The sequence below is a fragment of the Streptomyces sp. HP-A2021 genome, from assembly GCF_022807935.1.
Classification (GTDB): domain Bacteria; phylum Actinomycetota; class Actinomycetes; order Streptomycetales; family Streptomycetaceae; genus Streptomyces; species Streptomyces afghaniensis.
Genome location: NZ_CP094344.1, coordinates 4,700,703 through 4,717,216, shown reverse-complemented (window position 1 = coordinate 4,717,216; position 16,514 = coordinate 4,700,703). Strand labels below are relative to the sequence as shown.

At 71.7% G+C, this 16,514-nt stretch carries 16 protein-coding genes and 2 pseudogenes; 6 read left to right on the top strand and 12 right to left on the bottom strand.

What is annotated here, in order from left to right; translation table 11 throughout:
• Positions 1 to 29: 29 nt before the first annotated feature.
• Positions 30 to 473, top strand: a complete 444-nt coding sequence (locus MQE23_RS21250) for a hypothetical protein (protein WP_020273254.1) — start codon at positions 30 to 32, stop codon at positions 471 to 473.
• A 68-nt stretch (positions 474 to 541) separates the two neighbouring features.
• On the opposite strand, the gene MQE23_RS21245 is transcribed toward MQE23_RS21250, so the two are convergent.
• Entirely contained in the window at positions 542 to 2,512 is a 1,971-nt protein-coding gene (locus MQE23_RS21245; RefSeq protein WP_243379900.1) for a protein-arginine deiminase domain-containing protein, read from the bottom strand.
• Between the two features lie 215 nt (positions 2,513 to 2,727).
• Between MQE23_RS21245 and MQE23_RS21240 the strand changes: the two are divergent.
• Positions 2,728 to 2,850, top strand: a pseudogene (locus tag MQE23_RS21240) (phosphatase); the annotation flags it as partial.
• 46 nt (positions 2,851 to 2,896) lie between these two features.
• Here the strand turns inward: MQE23_RS21240 and MQE23_RS21235 are convergent.
• The 3 genes from MQE23_RS21235 to MQE23_RS21225 form a co-directional block, all read right to left on the bottom strand.
• The gene (locus MQE23_RS21235) at positions 2,897 to 3,226 is read right to left on the bottom strand and encodes a hypothetical protein (RefSeq protein ID WP_128092579.1); all 330 of its coding nucleotides are present in this window, start codon (positions 3,224 to 3,226) and stop codon (positions 2,897 to 2,899) included.
• 87 nt (positions 3,227 to 3,313) lie between these two features.
• Positions 3,314 to 3,652 (bottom strand): hypothetical protein, encoded by a 339-nt coding sequence (locus MQE23_RS21230; protein ID WP_243379898.1) that lies wholly within the window; start codon positions 3,650 to 3,652, stop codon positions 3,314 to 3,316.
• A 651-nt stretch (positions 3,653 to 4,303) separates the two neighbouring features.
• Entirely contained in the window at positions 4,304 to 4,780 is a 477-nt protein-coding gene (locus tag MQE23_RS21225; RefSeq protein ID WP_020273258.1) for a MarR family winged helix-turn-helix transcriptional regulator, read from the bottom strand.
• Positions 4,781 to 4,986: 206 nt separating this feature from the next.
• Here MQE23_RS21225 and MQE23_RS21220 point away from each other — a divergent pair, with 206 nt between their 5' ends.
• Entirely contained in the window at positions 4,987 to 6,078 is a 1,092-nt protein-coding gene (locus MQE23_RS21220) for an amidohydrolase family protein (RefSeq protein WP_243379897.1), read from the top strand.
• Positions 6,079 to 6,199: 121 nt separating this feature from the next.
• On the opposite strand, the pseudogene MQE23_RS21215 reads toward MQE23_RS21220, so the two are convergent.
• Both MQE23_RS21215 and MQE23_RS21210 read right to left on the bottom strand, forming a co-directional pair.
• Positions 6,200 to 6,689, bottom strand: a pseudogene (locus MQE23_RS21215) (HD domain-containing protein).
• Between the two features lie 397 nt (positions 6,690 to 7,086).
• Positions 7,087 to 8,442, bottom strand: a complete 1,356-nt coding sequence (locus tag MQE23_RS21210) for a hypothetical protein (RefSeq protein WP_243379895.1) — start codon at positions 8,440 to 8,442, stop codon at positions 7,087 to 7,089.
• Positions 8,443 to 8,555: 113 nt separating this feature from the next.
• On the opposite strand from MQE23_RS21210, the gene MQE23_RS21205 reads away from it, so the two are divergent.
• Complete coding sequence (locus tag MQE23_RS21205; protein WP_243379894.1) at positions 8,556 to 9,806, top strand: molybdopterin-dependent oxidoreductase; 1,251 nt, start codon at positions 8,556 to 8,558, stop codon at positions 9,804 to 9,806.
• A 391-nt stretch (positions 9,807 to 10,197) separates the two neighbouring features.
• On the opposite strand, the gene MQE23_RS21200 is transcribed toward MQE23_RS21205, so the two are convergent.
• The 3 genes from MQE23_RS21200 to MQE23_RS21190 are packed head-to-tail and all read right to left on the bottom strand — an operon-like array spanning position 10,198 to position 12,478.
• Entirely contained in the window at positions 10,198 to 10,962 is a 765-nt protein-coding gene (locus MQE23_RS21200) for a methyltransferase domain-containing protein (RefSeq protein WP_243379892.1), read from the bottom strand.
• Entirely contained in the window at positions 10,959 to 11,777 is an 819-nt protein-coding gene (locus MQE23_RS21195) for a TIGR04282 family arsenosugar biosynthesis glycosyltransferase (protein WP_243379891.1), read from the bottom strand. Before MQE23_RS21195 ends, MQE23_RS21200 begins: the two co-directional genes overlap by 4 nt.
• Entirely contained in the window at positions 11,774 to 12,478 is a 705-nt protein-coding gene (locus MQE23_RS21190) for a glycosyltransferase family 2 protein (protein ID WP_020276481.1), read from the bottom strand. The genes MQE23_RS21195 and MQE23_RS21190 overlap by 4 nt, the downstream gene beginning before the upstream one ends.
• 123 nt (positions 12,479 to 12,601) lie before the next feature.
• Between MQE23_RS21190 and MQE23_RS21185 the strand changes: the two genes are divergently transcribed.
• Both MQE23_RS21185 and MQE23_RS21180 read left to right on the top strand, forming a co-directional pair.
• Complete coding sequence (locus MQE23_RS21185; protein ID WP_020276480.1) at positions 12,602 to 13,342, top strand: response regulator transcription factor; 741 nt, start codon at positions 12,602 to 12,604, stop codon at positions 13,340 to 13,342.
• The gene (locus MQE23_RS21180) at positions 13,339 to 14,451 is read left to right on the top strand and encodes a HAMP domain-containing sensor histidine kinase (RefSeq protein WP_243379889.1); all 1,113 of its coding nucleotides are present in this window, start codon (positions 13,339 to 13,341) and stop codon (positions 14,449 to 14,451) included. The genes MQE23_RS21185 and MQE23_RS21180 overlap by 4 nt, the downstream gene beginning before the upstream one ends.
• Before the next feature lie 58 nt (positions 14,452 to 14,509).
• Here MQE23_RS21180 and MQE23_RS21175 read toward each other — a convergent pair whose 3' ends face one another.
• From MQE23_RS21175 to MQE23_RS21165, 3 genes are all read right to left on the bottom strand, one after another.
• Positions 14,510 to 15,511: an NAD-dependent epimerase/dehydratase family protein gene (locus MQE23_RS21175; protein ID WP_243379888.1), complete on the bottom strand. Its 1,002-nt coding sequence runs from the start codon at positions 15,509 to 15,511 to the stop codon at positions 14,510 to 14,512.
• Positions 15,512 to 15,601: 90 nt separating this feature from the next.
• A complete protein-coding gene (locus MQE23_RS21170) occupies positions 15,602 to 16,228 on the bottom strand; it encodes a VOC family protein (protein ID WP_243379886.1) in 627 nt (208 codons plus the stop codon).
• Positions 16,229 to 16,309: 81 nt separating this feature from the next.
• Positions 16,310 to 16,480 carry a hypothetical protein gene (locus MQE23_RS21165; protein ID WP_167338048.1) on the bottom strand — a complete coding sequence of 57 codons (171 nt, stop codon included), beginning with the start codon at positions 16,478 to 16,480 and terminating at the stop codon, positions 16,310 to 16,312.
• Positions 16,481 to 16,514: the final 34 nt, after the last annotated feature.

Sequence of the window (16,514 nt, the reverse complement as noted above, 5' to 3'; positions counted from 1 at the left end):
CGAGCACCCTCGGGGAAGGAAGCGCCGGCATGATCGAGTGGAGGCCGCTGGGCACCGGAGCCAGGCCCGTTCCGCGGCCCGTGGCGACACCGCTGGTGTGGGCCGGGGCGTTCGGCGGCGCGCTGGTGCTGGTGGCAGTCCTCAACGCCGTGGTGGGGACCGGCCGTCCGGGACTGGCTCTGCTCGCGCTGTCGCTGCTGGCCGCCGTGCTCGGCCTGTGCGCCCGCTTCACGGCGGCCCCCGGCACGGCCGTCCTGTGCTGGCTGTTCCTCAACGGCTTCGCCATCCCGCCCGCGGGCACCCTCACCTGGGCCGGCCCCCGCGACACCACATGGCTCGCCTGCCTGCTCACCGCCACGCTCGTCGGCACGTCTCTGGCGCGCCTCGCCCACGCCCGCGCGGCCTACCGCCGCCTCGCGCCTGGGCGTGCCCGGCAGGACGGCGGGCGCGGCGACGGACCGTACGGCTCCTGACCGTCCGGATCCGCCGCCCCGGGCCGACGGGCGGCCCGCACCACCCGCCGCCCACTCCTCGTTACGGATCAGCGTGCCGGGCGCTGCCACCACGCGGCCGTAGCGTCGCGCAGGGTGTTGGTGCCGCAGTGCACCTCGCCCATGCCGAGGTGGTACGTGTACCAGTCGTCGATGTACGACACCTTCAGGCCGACCCGCTGGTAAGCGGCGTTGACGGCCTGCGTGAAGATGTCCTTGCCGCCGATGACGGGCCCCCACTGGCGCGGGGCGAGGTAGCGGTCGCGCCCGAGCAGCACACCGTTGACCGCTCCGGGAACGTACGCGCTGGTCATCACCGTCGCCGCGGCCTTCGCACGTGAGCCCGCCGGGTTCTCGGCGAGCCACTTCTGCTGGCCGCGGTCCCCGAGGCTGTCCACGAGGTCGGAACCGGCGCCCATGCGCGTCAGGCGCGGCACGGGAATCTCGTCGCCTTCGGCGGTCATGACCTCCGACTCGCGGGTGTACAGCGCGGGCACCCGCACGATCTCCGCGTCGGTGACCCCCGTCTCCCGCTTCAGGATCTCCAGGTTGGCCGCGATGCGCCGTGCGGCCATCTCGTTGTCGGCCACCAGATGCTTGGAGGCGAGTGCCTGGTCGATGGTCTCCTTGGGCGCCGGGCTGTCACTCCGGCCCGGGACGGAGAACATCTTGGTCTTGCCGTGGCCGTCGCGCTTTGCGTCGCGCAGCAGTTCCAGTCCCGCCTCCGGGTCGGCGACACCCATGCGCCAGCCGCGCGGAGTGTCGGCGGGCAGGAACTGCACGAACTCGTCGACATGCCCGACCCCCAGCCAGGAGGTGTCCAGCAGCAGCGGATCCTGCAACCCCTGCGACTTGAGCATCGTCCGCATCACCTTGGACGGGCGCGCCCCGCTGTCCTTGCGCTCGCCCATGATGATCCGCCCGGCCGGGAAGGAGCGCCCGCCGTGCGCGTAGGGCGGGATGGTCTCCAGGTTCCCCATGGAGTTGAGCGACCAGTCGTCGGGCTCGGCCCGGTCGGTCACCTGCACGACACCGGTGTCCCGGCCGCGCACCTTCTCGAACAGCTCCCGGCCCGCGTCCCGGTCCGGCTGGGCGGACCGCAGCATCACGCGCATCACGTGCCGCTGACCGCCCGGCCCGGTCATGCTGACGTAGGCCGGTTCGACGAAGTCCTGGGCCCAGGGGTCGGCGTACTTCTTGAATTTGACCAGCGGTGCGGTGATTCCGGCCTTCTTGACTTCCTTGCCGAGCTCAGCGACGAACTTCTGCTGGAGACGGCTGTACGTGCCCTGGCCCTGGACCTCGGTCACCATCACCTGCTGGGTGTTCTGCAGGTGATGGTGGGTCAGCAGCGGCGCGACGCGCAGGGTCACGGCGTCGGAGGTGGACTTCTGCCCGGACGTCACCGTCAGCCGGACCACGGCACGGCCGTCCCACTTGGCGCTGTCCCGGACGACATCGGTGCCCTCGACACCGAACTCGACACCGGCACGCAGCTCGGCGGCGGTCAGCCGGGTCTTGGACGTCACCGCTGTCCACTTGCCGGACCGCTTGAGGAAGAGGCGGGCGTGCTCGCCTCCCGTGGTGACCTTCAGCTTGCCCTGGGCGTCCTTGCCCAGGCCCGGCATGGGGACGGAACGGACCCGGGCGAGGTCGGCGGCGTCCGCGCTGCCGTTGACCTTCGTGTCCGTGCCGTCGTTGCACGCGGCCAGCTTGGCGTCGGACAGCGGCTTGCCGCCCGGCCCGGTCACCGGGCACCGCTTGCTGTCGTCGTCGATGTTGGGCAGGTAGACGGCTCCGCGCCCGACCGACCAGCTGTCCTCCCCTCTCGTGTCGCTGCCACCGGTGACATCGACCCGTCCGTCGCGGTTCACATCCGCGCGCAGATCGGCACGTCCGGCCGCGTCGGCAGCGGAAGCGGAGCCGACCGGCCCGGCCAGCACGGACCCGGCGGCGGCGAGAGCCAGGACCACCGACCCGGCCGGATACAGGCGTATACGTGTACGTGTACGTGAACGCACGGCGCATTCCCTTCAGTTGGGGGGTGACGCCGTGCAAGAGGAGGAAGAGTGCCTGTGCGTTCCCTGTGGAGCGAGAGGTCCTACCTGGGTATGACGCGGTCGGGCGTTCTCAGGCCAGGAATTCCGCCAGCAGCCGGTTGAGTTCGGCAGGTCGCTCGGTGGGGACGGAATGGTGGGAGGCGCCGGGCAGGGTGACGACGCCGGCCCCGGGCACCGGCTGCGTTGTCACCGGGATCGACGGTGCCCCGATCGGTAAGACGGGTCGTGGTCTTGTGGCCGCCGCCGACGACGAGACCCATGGGCTGCTGATGTCGATGATGATGCGCAGCCGAGGCTAGTGCTACGACCGCTTGGGCCCATCGCCTCGCACTCCTACCCACTCTCTCAGGCCAGTCTCTTCCCCATACGCGCTGAAAACTTCTCTTTGTCCTTCGTGTGCCACCACTCGAACAAGTGGGTGCGCACAAGGAACCCGAGGTAGTTCAGGGAGTCCTCGGAGAGGTCTCCGCTCACCAGACTCGCTTCATGCCCCTGGTAGTCGAGTGAGACTTCCCAGAGCTGCCCTGCGACGCCGATCTGGACTTTCAGAAGCAATGCAGGGAAGACAGCCGGCACCTGCACCTCAAGGACTTCAAGAGAGGTTCCTCCTCCCTCGCTCTGCAGTCCTGAAAGTTTTTGGGTGAGTGCTTCTCTTACATGCTCCGGGGTGGCCATATGGGTCCTTTCAGCACTTTGCCCCTGTGGTCGCTGAAGCCGCAGCTACTGCCGCGGTTGTGTACTGGACCGGAGGAGGCCTCCATGTCAGCCAGTTCCATCCTCAAAGTTCAGATTCTCCGGGTGTTCTCGCAACTCCTCGATGTTGCGGGTAACGGGTATATCGAGTCCGACTTCCTCGAATTTCACATCGTCACACCATACCCGCCCCTCACCCGTGAGGATGAAGCCGATCCGGATCGTCGCACCCTCCCTGGGGACATCAAGTACGACATCGCGATGAGCCCAGCTTTGGGTGCCCGATGAGCTTCGAGAGTCTGCTGTGTTGTCGAACGCCAGCACGTTGTGCAAGGCGTCGTCCACTCGTAGCCATAGTCCTGCCCAGTTGGCGACGTCTCTGGTCTTGAGCATCGCGGACAGGCGCATTCGCTTGCCTCGAAGCGTCCGCCTTGAACACCTGGGCGAGGGATGCAAACTCCTTTGCGCCAGGCCGGGCTTCAATGAAGGCGCTGACTCGCCCGCTACGGAATACCTGCGTGTCGACGCCAAATTCGTAGTCTTCAGGACGTGCTCCGGTCACGTACCAGCCTGTTGGCAAAGCGTTATCGCCGACGGCATTCGAGGGTCGCGTCTGGAACTCTGCGAGGATCCTGCTGGTCTCGGCGATGGTGCGTTCTGACTCGGCTTCCAACTTCCGAACTTCTGCCCGCATTCGAGGCCGCGAGGTGAGGTACGTAACGATTGCGACGACGACGGCACCGACGATGGGACCGGTGATCGTTAAGAAAGGCAAGAGCATGCTGAGCTGCCTATGAAAGCCTAATCTTGCGCAGGCAGTTCCGAAAGGGCTTGGCGTTGAGCGTTGTCCTGGAAGTCATCTCATTTGGTGAGCCAGCGGAAGGAGGCGAGGGTGCAGGCGGCGGCATCCGGCCAGCCAGGAGGCGGTGCGTTCGATCGTCCAGCGGTGGCGGGCCCAGGCGGTTCGAGGACCCCATGCCCTTGCAGGTGATGCCGCGCGGTGGTCCTGCGTCTGCTGCCCGGGGAGGGGCTGGCCACTGCGCCCGGGAGTCAACAGAGTTAAGGGGTGGGAGGGCCGGGGAGATCCGCTGCCGCCGATTCCGGAGATCCCCACGGTCCTTCCAGTGCGGCCCGAAGGGCAGTGACGGTATCCGCACCGACGCGCCCGGCGAGCGCGGCTTCGAGCCCGGCCAGGACCTGCATCGTCTCCGCGCGGCGCCGGGCGCCGGCCGCCGAGAGGAGTACGAGCTTCGACCGGGCGGACCGCGGATCGCTCTCCACGGTCACCACGCCCGCGGCGACAAGTTCGTGGACCCACTGGTGCGCTGTCGGGGCGCTGACGCCCAGACGCCGAGCCAGCTCGGCGATGCTCGCCCCCTCCGACGGGAGCTGACTCAGCAGAGTCACGTGTGCCGCACTGATGGCCGACCCGTCTTCCTGGGCTTCGAACGCAGTGGTCAGGGCGGTTCGGAACCAGTTGTGTGCGCGCCACAGCAGCCGGATGAGCGGCTCGGGTTCAGACGGGGAGGAGGCCATGTGGTTCTGCTTTCACGCTGGGGCGGTCGGTTCGGCGCGGTCTGCCGATCGTAAGCCGGTCAGAACTGGCGCCCAACATCACCGGAGCTTCCTGGATCACCATTCATTAGGTAGCCTACGATTAGGTTACCTAATGCTGAGCTCGATCGATCCCCAGCCCCGACCCCATGCCCCAATTCGCCTGAAATCGATGGAAAGGCAGGACGATGACGACAGGATCGTCTGCATCCCCCCTCGCCGCGGCCGGCGCCACCGCCGGCACGGCATCCCCCGCGGTCCCGCCCGCCGCCGCCCAGGCCGCCACCTCCACGTCGCCCGGGACCGCCGCCGGCCGCCCGGGGCACGGCATGAAGGTGATCGCGGTCGAAGAGGCGTTCTCCGTTCCGGAGCTGCTCCCGTGGCCGGGCGAGGCCCGTATGCCTGCCGACTGGGGACAGGAATGGGGGCGCCGGCTCGCCGACCTCACGGAGTTGCGGCTGGCGGACATGGACGAGCATGGCGTGGACATACAGGTCCTGTCGCTCACCTCACCCGGCGTGGAGGCCATCGAGGACCCCTCCGAGGCCGTGACCACGGCCCGGCGGGTCAACGACCGCCTGGCCGAAGTGGTCGCCGCCCACCCGACACGGTTCGCCGGCTTCGCCACCCTGCCGTTTCAGGACCCGAAGGCCGCCGTGGTCGAACTGCGCCGGGCGGTGGAGCAACTCGGCCTCAAGGGAGTCCTGCACAACGACCACGTTCAGGGCCACTACCTCGACGAGTCGCAGTTCCGGCCGGTGTGGGCCGAGCTCGAACGGCTCGGCGTGACGCTCTACCTCCATCCCGCGCTCTTCCCCGCCGACCAGTGGCGCGTGTTCCAGGGGCATCCCGTGCTGAGCGGGCCGTCGTGGGGATGGACAGCGCAGGTCGGCGCCCACGCACTTCGCCTGATCTACGGGGGAGTGTTCGACGAGTTCCCCGGGGCCTCGGTGACGCTGGGGCACATGGGAGAACTACTGCCTTTCCAACTGGCCCGACTCGACAGCCGCTACCACCAGGCCGACCCCAAGAGCAGGCCACGACACCTGCCCTCCCACTACCTGCGGCACAACCTCTACGCGACCACCAGCGGCGTCTTCTCCCACGCGGCCCTCCTCGGAGCCGTCCAGGCCATCGGCGCCGACCGGCTGCTGTTCGCCGTCGACTACCCCTACGAATCAACGGCAGAGGCAGTCGAGTTCCTCCGCACAGCGCCGTTCTCCCGCGCCGCCCTCGAACGCATCGCACACCGCAACGCGGCACACCTGCTGAACCTCTGATCAAGACAGCAGCAGGTGAGGAGTGTGGCTGGTGAGCAGGGCCCGCTCAGGCCGGACTGCCCAGACGACCGCGACTGTGCAGCTCAGTGTTCTATCGCCGGTGGGTGAATGGCAGGAAGAGTCAGTCCAACTCGCCCATCGTGCTGCGCAGCCAGTCCAACGGGTCGGTCGCCAGCAGCTGGTCGGCCGGCTCGTTCGCCGTCTTCGTGACGAGGCGGCCGCGGCTGTTGTCGATCCACCGCTGTGCGTCCTCGTAGCCCAGGGCTTTGTACTCGATGCCCTGCAGCATGCACGGTGACCACCGCGGGGTCGGCTTCGCCGGCGCCGTATTTCTTGGCCAGGTGGTTGACGTCTCCGGTCCTGGTCTCCTGCGAGTCGTGCCACACCGCCAGGAATGCGGCACGGGCAGGGTCCGCACCCTCCAGTTTGGCGATGATCGACGCGATCAGCGAGGTACGCCAGGAGTGCTCGGCAACACTCTCCGGGTCGCGCACCCCGGCCATCCACCACCCGGTGCGCCTCGACTGCTTGAGCGTCCCGGCTTCGTACAGGAACCGTGCCACCTGGGTCAGCTCTTTCACGGCGAGCGCGAGCCGGCAACTCCTGGCCATCCAACATCACTGGCAGCCGGTCGCGCAGGGGTCGGGTCGCGGCCGCCTGTTCTGCCGTGTTCCGCATCCGTGCGAAGAACCTGCGCAGGTCGGTGGCCGCTCCGGGAGCGCGCATCCCACCTCTCTTGGGCGCGGGCAGTACGCAGGCTGGAACTGCGTCTGGTGCAACGCCTCACTGCGAGACGGCGGAATCAGCGTGGGCGTCTCCCGCGGAGGCGTAGGCGCCTACGACCTCGACGTCGAGGTGTACGCCTGCCAGCCGTGCACCGCCCTGCGACGTCCCCAAGGAGTTGACCAGTGATCTGCGTGCGCTGCGACATGCCCGTCGTAGTACTCGGTACGGGCCACTGGTTCCCTCCATTGACCGGGCCGTTTCCTCGTGCTGCGGCTGTCCGCGTCACCACCCCGTCAACAGCACATGGTTGAGCAGCAACGCCAGCACCACCTGCCCGGTGAGCCATGCACGCGGGTAGGGAAGCAACGTGCAGGACGGGAGAAGCCACACCGCGAAGGGCAGCCAGATGCGTTCCGTCTCCGCCTTGCTCATGCCGGACAGGTCGGCGACCAGCAGGGCGAGGAGGGCGGCGGAGACGAGGAGCGCGAGGCGGGGCTCGGCCGCCCGGTCGGGGGTGGCCTCGGTGCGGCGGTGGAGCAGCACCGCGCCCGTCCGGCGTAGGCCCGCCACCGTCGCCAGGCCCGTGATGAGCACCGTGCAGGCCAGGTTGGCCCACACCCAGTAGCCGTAGGGGCGGATGCCGCCCGCGCCCTGGTGGTAGCGCGTGACCAGCAGGCGGTACGCCTCCCACCAGTCGAACCCGGCGAGCGTGAACGACGCCGGGACCACGACAAAGCCCGCCAGCAGCGGCACCAGCACGGCAGGGTGCTCCCGGACCCCGTGCCGGCCGAGCACCAGGACCGCCGCCGCGATCAGGGCGACGAGTGTGAGGCCGTAGGAGAGGTAGCAGGTCAGGCCGAAGAGGAGGCCGGATGCCCCCGCCCGCCACAGCGAGCGTCTCGTGACCGCCAGGGCCAGCAGCGCAACCGCCCACGCCGCCACCGCCGCGAAGTACGCGTCGGCCGACGTGCCCATCCACACCGCCGCCGGGGCCAGGACTAGGAAGGGGGCCGCCCTGCGCGCGAGGGTCTCGTCGGCCAGGGTGCGGATCGTGAGCAGTACGGCGACGCAGGCCGTCGCCCCGACGGTGATGCACCACAAGCCCGCCCAGCCGCCGCCCCGCAGCCCGATCCGGTCGAGGAGGACGAAGGTGAGTGTGGCCGCGGGCGGGTGGCCGGCGATGTGGGCGGGCCAGTTGTCGGGGGAGTCGAGCAGGATGTGCTGGGTGAAGTCGCGTAGTGCTGCCGGGATGTCGTCGAAGCGGTCGATGACCTGGAGGTACTCGTAGCGGGTGGTGAGGCGGCGCGCGATGCCCCGGTCCCAGCCGTCGATCAGGGCCAGGGAGCAGATCCACGCCGTCGCCGTGGCCCAGGTCAGGGGGAGCAGAGCGCGCCAGGGGAGCCGGGCCGCGAGGGCGGGGCCGTACGCCACGGTGGCGATCGCCAGGAGTACGGCCGCCGGGGTGCCGGGGCCCAGGTGGGGGCCCCAGGACGCCAGCAGCGGGGGCCAGTCGACGAACAGGGTGCGACTGGTGCCCTGGATGTGGCGGCCGATCAGTACGGCCGCCGTCACGAGCAGCACGGCTGCCCCGGCGGCGTACAGGTCACGGCGCAGGTCAGGGGGGAGGGAGCGGGTCACAGCGGAACGCTAGGCCGACAGGGCGGGCGCGGGCCGCCGTCCGGGCCGGACGTCAGCGTTTCGTCATGGGTTGCGCACCCATTCCCGGGGTGATCCGGGCCTACGGTCAGGACATGCGCGACCCCGACGCCCCCCGGCTCCCCTCCTCGCCCGGCTTCTGGCGCAGCCCCCTGCGCGGCCCCTGGTTCACCTCCGTGCTGGGCCTCGTCCTGCTCGCCGGCATCACCGTGCTGTTCGTGACGGGCCTGGTCTCGTACGCCGCCTACAACCCGGACCTGTCGCCGGTGAACGACAAGACCCCGGACAAGGGGATCCTCGGCTTCTACCTCTTCGCCTGGCCGACGCATCCGCACTGGCTGTACCGGCTCAACCAGGGCGTCCACGTCACCCTCGGCATCACCCTGATCCCCGTCCTGCTCGCCAAGCTGTGGTCCGTGATCCCGAGGCTGTTCGCGCTGCCGCCGGCCCGCTCCCTCACGCACGCCCTGGAGCGGATCTCGCTGCTGCTCCTGGTGGGCGGCGCGCTGTTCGAGTTCGTGACCGGTGTGCTCAACGTCCAGCTCGACTACGTCTTCCCCGGCTCCTTCTACCCGCTGCACTTCTACGGAGCGTGGGTGTTCTTCGCCGCCTTCGTCGCCCATGTGCTGCTGAAGTCGCCCACGGCGCTGCGCAACCTGCGGCAGCTGCGGCATCCGGGGGAGGAGCAAAACGACCTCGTGACTCCCCGCCCCGCCGAGCCGACCGTCTCCCGCCGGGGCGCCCTGTGGTTCGTCGGGGGCGGCTCGCTGCTGCTCTTCGTGACGACGGCCGGGCAGAACTTCGACGGTGCGCTGCGGCGCACCGCCCTCCTCGCACCGCACGGCGGCGGCGAACCCGGCAGCGGCCCGAACGGCTTCCAGATCAACAAGACCGCCGCCTACGCCGGGATCAGCGCGGCCGAGAGGGGCGAGGACGCCTGGCGGCTCGTCGTCACCGGGCGCACGGGCACGGTCCGCCTCAGCCGCGCCCAGCTCGCCGAACTCCCCTTGCACAGCTCGGCGTTGCCCATCGCCTGTGTGGAGGGCTGGTCCACATCGGACCAGTGGTGGCGCGGGGTGCGGCTGCGCGACCTGGCGGCGCTCGTCGGCTACGACGCCGACGACCGGCCGGACGTGTTCGTCGAGTCCCTCCAGCGCCGCGGCGCCTTCCGCAGGGCCGCCCTGCGCGCCAACCAGGTAGCCGACCCGCGTTCCCTGCTCGCCCTGTACGTCAACGGCGAGGAGCTGTCCCCCGACCACGGCCACCCGGCGCGGATCATCGTGCCCGCGGCACCCGGTGTGCTGAACACCAAGTGGGTGGCCCGGATGACGTTCGGAGACCTGTGATGCGTCGACCTGTGATGCGTCGACCTGTGATGCGTCGACCTGTGATGCGTCGACCTGTGATGCGTCGACCTGTGCTGCATCGACCACGGCTCCCCGTCGGAAGCCCCTTCCAACTCTTCCTGCTCGCCTGCTCGTTCGCGCTCGCCGCCTACGCGGGCGTACGGCTGCTCGCCGGTGACTGGTTCGGCGTGGCGCTGTGGTTCGTCGGCGCGGCGCTGCTGCACGACCTCGTGCTGCTGCCGTTGTACGCGGCCCTGGACCGGGCGGTCGTGCGAGGGCTCGGTGCGGTCCGGCGCCGGGAGTGGGTGGCCTACGTGCGCGTACCGGCGGCCCTCTCCGGGCTGCTGCTCCTCGTGTGGTTCCCGCTGATCAGCGGCATGGTGGAGCGGCGTTACCGGTCCGGAACCGGCCTGCCCGCGGACGTGTTCCCGGCCCGCTGGCTGCTGATCACCGCCGTCCTCTTCGGCGGCTCGGCGCTGCTGCTGGCGGTGCGGCTGCTTCGGGTGCGCAGGGCGGCGAAGCGGCGCCCGTCGGCCGTCCACTGACCGGCCCGCGTCCAGCCCCGGGCGTACCGGAGCAGGGCGGGCGTGCCGAGCCGCGCCCAGGGGAAGGGGTCGCCGGTGCCGCGGGTGTCCATGCGGCCGACGACCCGCACGTGGGCGCGTTCGTCGATGTCCACCGGCGCGGTCTCGGCGATCAACAGGCCGCCGGGGCGCAGGAGACCGGCCACCCGGTCCAGCAGGGCGCGCGGGTCACCGCCGATGCCGATGTTGCCGTCCATGAGCAGGACGGTGTCCCAGCGGCCCTCGCCGGGCAGCGGCTCGAACACCGAGCGCCGCAGCGCCTGGCCTCCCATGCGTACGGTGTGGTCGACGGCGGCGGCGCTGACGTCGATGCCGAGTACGGCCCGGCCTCGCGCGGCGAGTTCCGCCACCAGCCGCCCGGGCCCGCATCCCACGTCCAGCACGGCTCCCTCGCACCGGTCCAGCACGCCCCGGTCCACCGCGTCGGCCCGCGCACACCAGCGCTCCACCTCCAGCGGCAGCAGCCAGCCGTCGGCCCGCCGCAGGAACAGCGGCCCCTGACCGGCACGCAGGGCGTCGGCGTAGGGGTCGGCGGCCGCCCAGGCGACGGTGGTGGCGGGCGGGGCGCTCATCGGGGCCCGGCCGGGCGGGAGTCCGGCGCCGCAGACCGAGAAAGCCGCGCCGCGAATCCGTCCGGGCGGGCGGTCGGCGCCGCAGACTCGCCCGGCCGCCCCGTGAAGCCGTCCGGGCGCGAGTCCGGCGCCGCAGACCCAGCCGGCCGCGCCGCGAACGGCCCGTCCGTACGGGAGGCCGGCGCCGCACACCGAGCCAGCCGCGCCGCGAACCGCCCGTCCGGGGCCAGCGCGGCGACGGCGTGGGCGTCGGCCGCCGTGTCGACGTCGCGCAGGCGGGGCAGGTCGCGGACCCGCAGGCCCGCCGCGACGAGCCGGTCCCGTTGGACGGCTCCCGTCGCGGCGGTCGACATGGGCACGCCACGCAGCAGGGCGGGGTCGGGGCGGGCCAGGCCGAGGGCCCAGAAGCCGCCGTCCTCGGCCGGGCCGAACCAGGCGTCGCAGCCGGCGAAGTCCACGGTGAGCAGCTCCGGCGTCACCTGCGGCGTGTCCATGCCGATGAGCAGGGCCGGGCCGGCGCAGCGCGCGAACGCGTCCGCCAGCCGCTCGTCGAGACCGCCCGCGCACTGCGGTACGACGTCGAAGCCGGGCGGCAGCCAGGGGCCGGGCTCCCCGTCGAGGACGAGGACCCTGCGGCAGGCCGGAACCGCCGCGACCGTGTCCAGGGTGTCGGCGAGGGACGCCTCGGCGAGGGACGCGGCCTGACGGGGCGTGAACGGCGGGGTGAGCCGGGTCTTGACCCGGCCGGGGCGCGGCTCCTTCGCGATGACGAGCAGGGTGGTCGCGGGCAGGGTGGTCACGGGCAGGGTGGTCACCGAACGCTCCTTTCCACGGCCGGAGTCCCGCCGGGCGCCTCGCCCAGCACGCGGCTCATGTCCCGTACGGCCTGCCAGGTGCCGCGCCACGTGCCCGTCACCTTCGAGGCCCCGGTGCGCGGGAGATACGGCACGTCGTGCTCGGTGATCCGCCAGCCGGCGTCGGCCGCGCGCACCACCATCTGGAGCGGATAGCCGCTGCGCCGGTCGGTGAGACCGAGGGCGAGCAGCGGTTCGCGGCGGGCGGCGCGCAGGGGACCGAGGTCGTGCAGCCGCAGCCCGGTGCGGCGGCGCAGCATCCGCGCGAGCGCGAGGTTTCCGGCGCGGGCGTGCGCGGGCCAGGCGCCCCGGCCCTGCGGACGCCGCCGGCCGAGCACGAGGTCGGCCTCGCCGTCGCGCACCTCGCGCACGAAGGGGACGAGGAGCGACGGGTCGAGGGAGGCGTCGCAGTCGCAGAAGCACACCACGTCGGCGGTGGCGGCCGTCAGCCCGGCGTGGCAGGCCGCGCCGAAGCCCCTGCGCGGCTCGGGCACGACCGTCGCGCCGAGCGCGCGGGCGACCCGGGCGGAGCCGTCGGTGGAGCCGTTGTCGACGACGAGTGCGCGCCAGCCCGGCGGGATCCGTTCGAGCACCCAGGGCAGGGCCTCGGCCTCGTTCAGGCAGGGCAGCACCACGTCGACGTCGGAAGATGTCGTCGTCACGGTCTCACCCTACGAACGCGAAACGGGCATACCGGACTACGGCTCCTTACGAAACGCGGACGTCGGCGGCCGGGGAGGCGTCCGGACGGGTCATCGGCGGCGGCCCGGTGCGACGCTGGAGCCATGCAGCAGCCCCATCAGCAGGAGCCGACCCCCGGCGGGTCCCCGCGGGTCCTGGTCGTCGACGACGATCCGACCGTCGCCGAGGTCGTCGCCGGGTATCTGGACCGTGCCGGTTACGTCGTGGACCGCGCCGACGACGGCCCGACCGCCCTCACCCGCGCCGCCGCGCACTGGCCGGACCTGGTCGTCCTCGACCTGATGCTGCCCGGGATGGACGGCCTGGAGGTGTGCCGGCGGATGCGCGGACAGGGGCCGGTCCCGGTCATCATGCTCACCGCCCGCGGCGACGAGGACGACCGCGTCCTGGGCCTGGAGGTCGGCGCCGACGACTACGTCACCAAGCCCTTCAGCCCCCGCGAACTGGTGCTGCGGGTGGAGTCGGTGCTGCGCCGCAGCCGGCCGGCCGCCCCCGGGCACCGGCTGGGGGCGGCCGGTCTGACCGTCGACCCGGCGGCCCGCCGGGCCACCAAGAACGGCACCGAACTCGCCCTCACCCTCCGCGAGTTCGACCTGCTCTCCTTCTTCCTGCGGCACCCGGGGCGGGCCTTCGGCCGCGAGGATCTGATGCGCGAGGTGTGGGGGTGGGACTTCGGTGACCTGTCGACCGTCACGGTCCACGTCCGCCGCCTGCGCGGCAAGGTCGAGGACGACCCGGCCCGGCCCCGGCTGATCCAGACCGTGTGGGGCGTGGGCTACCGCTTCGACGCCACGGGAACCACCGGAGAGGAGGCCGGATCGTGAACGACACCCTCCTCATCGCCGTCTACGCCTTCGCCGGTGCCGCGACCACCGGCCTGGCCGGGGCCGGGGCGCTGCGCCTGATCCGGCGCCGGTCGCTGACCGCCTCGCTCGCGGTGGTCGCGGCGGTCGGGGTCGTCGCGATGCTCGCGGGCACGCTCGCCGTCGCCTGGGCGATGTTCCTCTCCCCGCACGACCTGTCCGTCGTCACGACCGTCGTCGCCATGGCGGCCGTCGTCTCCCTGGCCACCGCGCTGCTGCTGGGCCGCTGGGTCGTCGCCCGCAGCCGCGAACTGGCCGTGGCCGCCCGCTCCTTCGGCGACGGCGGGGCCTTCGCCGCCCCCGACGGCCCGACGACCGCCGAACTGGACCACCTGAGCCGTGAACTGGCCGCCACCAGCGCCCGGCTCGCCGAGTCCCGGGAGCGGGAACGCGCGCTGGAGGCGTCCCGACGGGAGCTCGTCGCCTGGATCTCGCACGACCTGCGCACCCCGCTGGCCGGTCTGCGCGCCATGTCGGAGGCCCTGGAGGACGGCGTCGCCGCCGACCCCGGCCGCTATCTGAAGCAGATCCGCACCGAGGTCGAACGCCTCAACGACATGGTCGGCGACCTCTTCGAACTCTCCCGCATCCACGCCGGCGCGCTCGCCCTGGCCCCCAGCCGGATCTCCCTGTACGACTTGGTGGGCGACGCTCTGGCGGGAGCCGACCCGCTCGCCCGGGAGCACGGGGTGCGGCTGGTGGGCGGCCGTATCGAGCCGGTGCCGGTGGAGGTGGACGGCAAGGAGATGAGCCGGGTGCTGGGCAATCTGCTGGTCAACGCCATCCGCCGGACCCCGGCCGACGGCACGGTCGCCGTCACCGCGGAACGCTCCACCGAGGGTGTGGTGCTGTCCGTGACGGACGGCTGCGGCGGCATCCCCGACGAGGACCTGCCGCGCGTCTTCGACACCGGCTGGCGCGGCACGCACGCCCGGACGCCCCCGGCCGGCGCGGGCCTCGGCCTCGCCATCGTCCGGGGGATCGTGGAGGCGCACCAGGGCCGGGCCACCGTACGGAACATCCCCGGCGGCTGCCGTTTCGAGGTGGTGCTGCCCGCCGCCGCTTCGTAACACGGGCAGCACCACCGGTCTTTCACGAGCCGAGCCGGACCCCGGGGGGCGGCGGCTCCTACGCGTCCCGCATCCCGGCCCGCGCGAACTCCGCCATGCCCTCCTCGAATCCGACCTCCGGCTTCCAGCCCAGCGCGTCCCGCAGCCGCGCGGAGTCGGCGGTGATGTGCCGTACGTCCCCGAGCCGGTACTCGCCGGTGACCACGGGCTCGGGCCCGCCGTACGCGGCGGCCAGCGCCCGGGCCATCTCGCCGACGGTGTGCGGGTCGCCGCTGCCGGTGTTGTACGCCGTGAGCGCGCCCGGGGCGGACTCCGCCGCCAGAGCCGCCGCATTGGCGGCCGCCACGTCCCGGACGTGAACGAAGTCCCGCCGCTGCCGCCCGTCCTCGAACACCCGCGGGGCCTCGCCCCGGGCGAGCGCCGAGCGGAAGAAGGAGGCGACACCGGAGTACGGGGTGTCCCGGGGCATGCCGGGCCCGTACACGTTGTGGTAGCGCAGCGACACCGCCGACCCGCCGGTGCAGCGGGCCCAGGCGGCGGCCAGGTGCTCCTGGGCCAGCTTGGTCGTCGCGTACACGTTCCTCGGGTCGGCCGGGGCGTCCTCGCCGACCAGCCCGGGGGCGAGGTCCGCCCCGCACACCGGGCACGGCGGCTCGAACCGGCCGGCGTCGAGGTCGGTGACGGCACGCGGCCCGGGCCGTACGACCCCGTGCCGGGGGCACTCGTACCGCCCCTCCCCGTAGACCACCATCGATCCGGCCAGCACGAGACGCCGTACCCCTGCCTCCGCCATGGCGGCGAGCAGCACGGCGGTCCCGAGGTCGTTGTGGGAGGCGTACTCCGCCGCGTCTTCGACCCCGTTGCCGAGCCCGACCCTCGCGGCCTGGTGACACACGGCGTCCACGCCCGCCAGGGCACGGCCGACGGCGGCCGGATCCCGCACGTCGTCGGCGGTGTCCTCCCGCACGTCGAACACGACCGCCTCGTGCCCGCGCTCCCGGAGGGCGGCGACCACATGGGACCCGATGAACCCGGCACCGCCGGTGACCAGTACGCGCATACGGCCACGCTAGGCCCGCGACCCCGCCGCACGACGGGACCGCGCCCGCACGTCACGACTCCGTAAGGTCGCCCACGGTCGCGGTCGCGGTCACAGCGACGCGGTCTCCGAAGCGGTCGCCCACGCGAACCCGTCCGGATCGGTGAAGGGCCCGGTGTCGCCGTTGACCGTGAGCCGGTGCGATCCGGTCCCGTCGGGAGCGACACCGACGAGCTTGGCCAGGCCCCGGCGCTTGTACAGCGCCAGCTTGACGGCGCCCGACCCGGTGTCGAACTCGACGTACTTGCTGCCGAAGCTCTTCGCCACGGGGACGCCGTGCTCGACGTAGAACCGCTTGCTCCCGGCCATGTCCGCGACCCCCAGCAGGAGCACGATCTCGTCGATCCGCCGGGTGGCCGGCCCGGTGTCCTTCTTCGACGACGACGCGACCTGCCAGATCGTCCCGTCCGGCGCCTGCACGACACCGCCGTAACCCCACAGCGACTTGGCTGCGGGCTTCAGCGTCGTGGCACCGGCCTCCACGGCGGCGTCGACGAGGGCGTTGACATCGGCCGGCTGGGACACCACGAGCGACAGCGTGAACCCGCGGAAGCCGGTCGTCGGAGCGTCCGCGGCCCGCACGCGCACCTGTCTGTCCAGTCCGAACGCGGTGCTGTAGAAACGGCGGGCGGCTGCGGGGTCGTCCACCTCGAGGGTGACGGATTCGATGGAAGTCATGACACCGACGCTAGGCGCGGCACGGGACCCGCGCTTCTCGATTCCTGACCGGAACAGGGAGCCCGACAGGGAGACCCCTCGTCAGCGCACGGGCCGCCGCCCCGCGCGCCGGGACACGCGGACCGCGAAGAAGATCACGTCGACGGCGAAGAGCACGATGGCGATGGCCAGGAGATAGCCCAGACCGTCCGCTGCCACACCGATGATTCCCAGGACGACGGCCACGAGGACGACCAGAAGGAAGAGCGCCATCACCACGGACCACCTCCCCTGTGCCACGTGCCTG